The 4,195-nt window shown below is 62.5% G+C and carries 5 protein-coding genes and 1 pseudogene; 2 read left to right on the top strand and 4 right to left on the bottom strand.

Annotated elements, in window-relative coordinates; translation table 11 throughout:
- A pseudogene (locus tag ACE3OH_RS20275) lies at positions 1–714 on the top strand (hypothetical protein); the annotation flags it as partial.
- Entirely contained in the window at positions 711–1,085 is a 375-nt protein-coding gene (gene speD, locus ACE3OH_RS20270) for an adenosylmethionine decarboxylase (protein ID WP_374357408.1), read from the top strand. The pseudogene ACE3OH_RS20275 and the gene speD, both read left to right, overlap by 4 nt.
- A gap of 76 nt (positions 1,086–1,161) precedes the next feature.
- Here the strand turns inward: speD and ACE3OH_RS20265 are convergent, their stop codons facing one another.
- The 4 genes from ACE3OH_RS20265 to ACE3OH_RS20250 form a co-directional block, all read right to left on the bottom strand.
- The gene (locus tag ACE3OH_RS20265; protein ID WP_374357406.1) at positions 1,162–1,998 is read right to left on the bottom strand and encodes a DUF4436 family protein; all 837 of its coding nucleotides are present in this window, start codon (positions 1,996–1,998) and stop codon (positions 1,162–1,164) included.
- Between the two features lie 141 nt (positions 1,999–2,139).
- Positions 2,140–2,517, bottom strand: coding sequence for a fluoride efflux transporter CrcB (gene crcB, locus ACE3OH_RS20260; protein WP_374357404.1), 378 nt, complete (start codon positions 2,515–2,517; stop codon positions 2,140–2,142).
- Between the two features lie 26 nt (positions 2,518–2,543).
- Entirely contained in the window at positions 2,544–3,821 is a 1,278-nt protein-coding gene (locus tag ACE3OH_RS20255; RefSeq protein WP_374357402.1) for a sigma-54-dependent transcriptional regulator, read from the bottom strand.
- Between the two features lie 17 nt (positions 3,822–3,838).
- Positions 3,839–4,195 (bottom strand): PAS domain-containing sensor histidine kinase (locus ACE3OH_RS20250; RefSeq protein WP_374357400.1); only part of this gene is annotated, 357 nt, incomplete at its 5' end.

Below are 4,195 nucleotides of genomic sequence, written 5' to 3'. Positions count from 1 at the left end.
GCGCCGCAGCTGGTGCGACAGGCAATGGCGACGCATATTGCCGAGGCTGCCGATGGAGTCAGCGTCGATGTCTGGCTGGCAAGCGAGCGACGCAGCGTGCGTTATCAGGCGAAGCGGCTGGTATGGGCGGCGCCGGCGGGCTTTCTGCCCCATGTCTGGCCGACCTTGCCGGCCAGCTGGCGCGAGGCGGCGGCAGCGCTCGGCTATGCCCCCTGGCTGGTCGCCAACCTGACCCTGGACGCAGCGCCGGCAAGCCCGCCGCGCCGACCCATGGCCTGGGACAATGTCACCTATGGCACGCCGGGCCTGGGCTATGTGGTGGCCACCCATCAGCGCATCGACCAGAGCCGGCGCGACACGGTGCTGACCTATTACCGGCCGCTCAGCGAATACACGCCGGCACAGGCGCGCAAGCTGCTGCTGGAAACGCCGCGCGAAAGCTGGGCAGCGCAGATTCTGGCCGAGCTGAGTGTGCCGCATCCCGAGCTTGCCACCTTGGTGCGCAGGCTCGATGTTTGGCGCTGGGGCCATGCCATGGCACGGCCGGTGCCGGGTTTGCTCTCCGGCAAACTGTCGGCCTTGCGGGAGCCGCAGGGCCGGGTCATGCTGGCACACGCTGATCTGAGCGGATTTTCGATTGCCGAAGAGGCGCATTACTGGGGTTGCCGTGCCGCACGCTGGCTACTGGACGACCCGCAATGGAAACAGCGATGAATGGTTTGCACCTGACTGCCGATCTGCATGGCTGCCGCCGTGCGCATTGGCTCACCGACCAGCCGGCGCTGGCCACGTTGTGCCGACATGCGGTGGCCAGTGCCGGACTTTGCTGCGTGGCCGAACAATGGCATCGATTTCCGGCAAGCGCACAGGGCGCTGGCGGCATCACCGGGGTATTGTTGCTGGCCGAATCGCACTTGGCCATCCACACCTGGCCGGAGCGCGCTGCCGTCACCCTGGATGTCTATGTATGCAATTTCGGCCGCGACAACTCACAAGCCGCCGAAGCGCTGCTGGCAGGTCTGCTGGCCGAGTTTGCCCCCGAGTCGCAGCATATCCAGCGCCTGCAGCGCGGCGCTGCCTGCTAAGAGCCTGTTCACGCTCTTTGCGCATCGGCGCGAAAAAGATCGTGAACAGGCTCTAAGGCCCGCAGCGCCCGACGGATCAGGCGCTGTTGCGCCAGCGGCTGACCACCGCCAGCAGCGCGCCTACGCCGATAATCTGCAGCCAGAAAAACAGGGCGATATCGACCAGGGCGCCAAATGGCGGACTACCGGGCAGGCCATTGCGCACCGATGGGATAACGAACAGCAAGGCGGCAATCCACACCAGCATGCTGAATTCGACCTTGCGGCCATTGATGGCAACATGCTTGGCCACCACCACCGCGCTGAGCACGATCAGGGTCAGGGCGAGCATCGCCATCAGGGCCAGGAAGATCACCGCCGGTGAGCGCTTGATCTGAAAGCTCATCTCGATCTGGGTTTTATCTTCCAGCGCCTCGCTGTGGGCGGTGGCGACAAAGCCATGCATGATCTTGTCCATCTGCAGATTGGCCTGCGCCGCCGGGTGGCTTTCGCTCTTCACCTGTACCAGAAAGCTGCCGTGGTGCTGGTCGAACGGATAGTCCAGTACATCGCCGTCATCGATCGGCACGGTGACCGACCACGGCCCGGGCGAATCATGCTTTTTGAATTTGTGTGCCAGCACCAGGGTGCCGGTATCCACTTCTACCGCGATTTCCTCGTTCAGGCGGCCCTTGCTGGCCAGCGCCGGTGAGGCAAGATCAGGTTGCAGGGTAAAGGTGGCGGTGCCGCGAGCCAAGTCGACATTCAGCAGATGAACGCTGAATGGCAGGGCATTGGCATCGATGCCTTCGGACTGGCTGTGCGGATGCCCTTCGCGGCTGAACATGGCAAATACACTGATATAGGCAATCAGGAACAGGCCAAACAGGATGGCGAGCGGGTGGCGTGAAAATACGCCGGGAGACTTTTCCATTGCGGCTTCCAGAATCACGAAAGGGCGCGATTCTAGAGTGATTTGCCGGCAAAACGCCGGCCCACAGCGCTAATCAATTGCTAATTTTTCAATGCCGGAATCGCTGGATTGCGCGTCAAAACAAGGCCTTGTGCGCTGCACTCAGCGCCAGATGCCATTCACGGTCCAGATACCCGCCGCCGTCATCAGGAAGGAGCCGAACAGATGGCTGCCAGCGGCCAGCAAGGCCCAGCCGGTCTGCCCCTGACCAAGCAGGCCGACCACTTCGGCAGAAAAGGTGGAAAAGGTGGTCAGGCCGCCCAGAAAGCCGGTTACCACCAACAAGCGCCACTCGGGCGGCAGATTGCCGTGCTGGGCAAAAAAGGCGACAGCCACGCCGATCAAGTAGCCGCCGAGCAGATTGGCGGCCAGGGTGCCAAAGGGCAGGCGCGGCAGCAAAGGGTTGAGCCACAGGCTCAGGCCCCAGCGCAACACGGCGCCGAGGGCCGCCCCGACCGAGATGGCGACTATCGAGAGCACGCAAGCCTCGCCGGGGCGTCAACGCATCAGCTGCGCTGGCGCTTGACCACCTGCACGCCCAGCTGCTTGAGCTTGCGGTACAAGTGGGTGCGCTCCAGCCCGACCGTATCGGCCACCCGGCTCATATTGCCGCCTTCCAGACCGATATGGTGCTCGAAATAGGCACGCTCGAATTCATCGCGCGCCTCGCGCAGCGGCTGGTCGAAATTGAATTGCGGCCCGCTGCTGGTCGCTGCATGGCTGCGCGGCGGCGAAAACTGCGCCAGCACCCGGTTTACCGGCACCACATCGATATCGCTATCGGCCGAGGTCAGCGCCAGGCTCTTGACGATATTCTGCAATTGCTCGTGATTGCCCGGCCAGTCGTGCTGGCGCAGGGCATTGAGCGCGGCCGAGGTAAAGCGGCGCGAGCCGGTCTTGCTGGCCTCCACCACGCTGGCAAGGGTGTGCTCGGCCAGCTCAGGGATATCGTCGCGATGTTCACGCAACGATGGCAGCGGCACGACGATTTGCGACAGATAGGTGAAGAGCGCCGGATCAAAGCGGTCGAGCAACTCGGGCAGGCCGGTCGAGGTGGCGCAGATCAGGCGGGCATTGTGCTTGTCGAGCTTGGGCAGCAGGGCAGCGAGCGCGCCTTGCGCCTTGCGCTCGTAGTGGCCGATATCGCGCAGGAACAGCGTACCGCCACTGGCGCGGCTGACCAGGTCGGCGCCCGATTCGATCAGTGCATCCTGGCTGTCTGGCGCAATGAACGGGGCGGTGGCTGGCGTCAGATAGCGGGCACAGGCGACAAAGCCACTGCCCGGCTCGCCGGTCAGCAGCAAGGGAAAGGCCAGGTTCTGCGCCTGATCGAGCTGCTTTTTCAGGATCAGGATCAAAGGGCTTTTGCCCAGAGTAGCCAGCGAGTTTTCCACCACCTTGGGCGGGATCACTTCGCCATGCTTGAGCGCGCGCTTCACCGTCGCCAGCAGCTTTTGCAGCCCGATCGGTTTTTCCAGGAAATCGAATGCGCCGATGCGGGTGGCTTCGACGGCAGTGTCGATGGTGGCGTGGCCGGACATCATCACCACCGGCATGGTCAGCTGACCATTGCTGCCCCATTCCTTCAGCAGGGTGACGCCATCGGTATCGGGCATCCAGATATCCAGCAGCACCAGCGCCGGGCGCCCTTGATTGCGCAACAGGCGCGCCTGGGCGGCGTTTTCGGCCACGACGACCCGATAACCTTCATCTTGCAGAATTTCCGACAATAGCTCGCGAATGCCGATCTCGTCGTCGACGATCAGGATGTCGTTACTCCCCACGCGTACTCTCCGTTTACTTATGCAGTGTGTTGGTCGACCGGCTCGACCATCGGCAGATCAATGCGAATACAGGCGCCGTGCGGCTCGATATTCAGGGCAACGATCTGACCGTGATGTTCATCGATGATCTTTTTCACCACGGCGAGCCCCAAGCCGGTTCCTTTTTGCTTGGTTGTAGCATAAGGCTCGAAAATCCGTTGCAAAATTGCCTCATCAAAACCCGGGCCGTTGTCTTCTACCGACAATCGTACCGCTTTCCCGCGTCTTTCGGTGCGAAGAGTGATGCGACCGAACATATCGCCTGCCACCGCCTCTTGGGCATTCTTCAGCAAATTGTGGACAACTTGGCGCAAACGGGTGACATCTGCCTGCAC

This window comes from Chitinimonas sp., from assembly GCF_041904975.1.
Taxonomy (GTDB): Bacteria; Pseudomonadota; Gammaproteobacteria; order Burkholderiales; family Chitinimonadaceae; genus Chitinimonas.
Note: the sequence above shows the minus strand (reverse complement) of the source record. Positions and strands in the feature narration are given on the sequence as shown.

What these genes read in the sequence shown, in the direction of transcription:
- speD (WP_374357408.1), top strand. Translation starts at nt 711, where the DNA reads ATGAATGGTTTGCACCTGACTGCCGATCTGCATGGCTGCCGCCGTGCG.
- ACE3OH_RS20265 (WP_374357406.1), bottom strand. Translation starts at nt 1,998, where the DNA reads ATGGAAAAGTCTCCCGGCGTATTTTCACGCCACCCGCTCGCCATCCTG.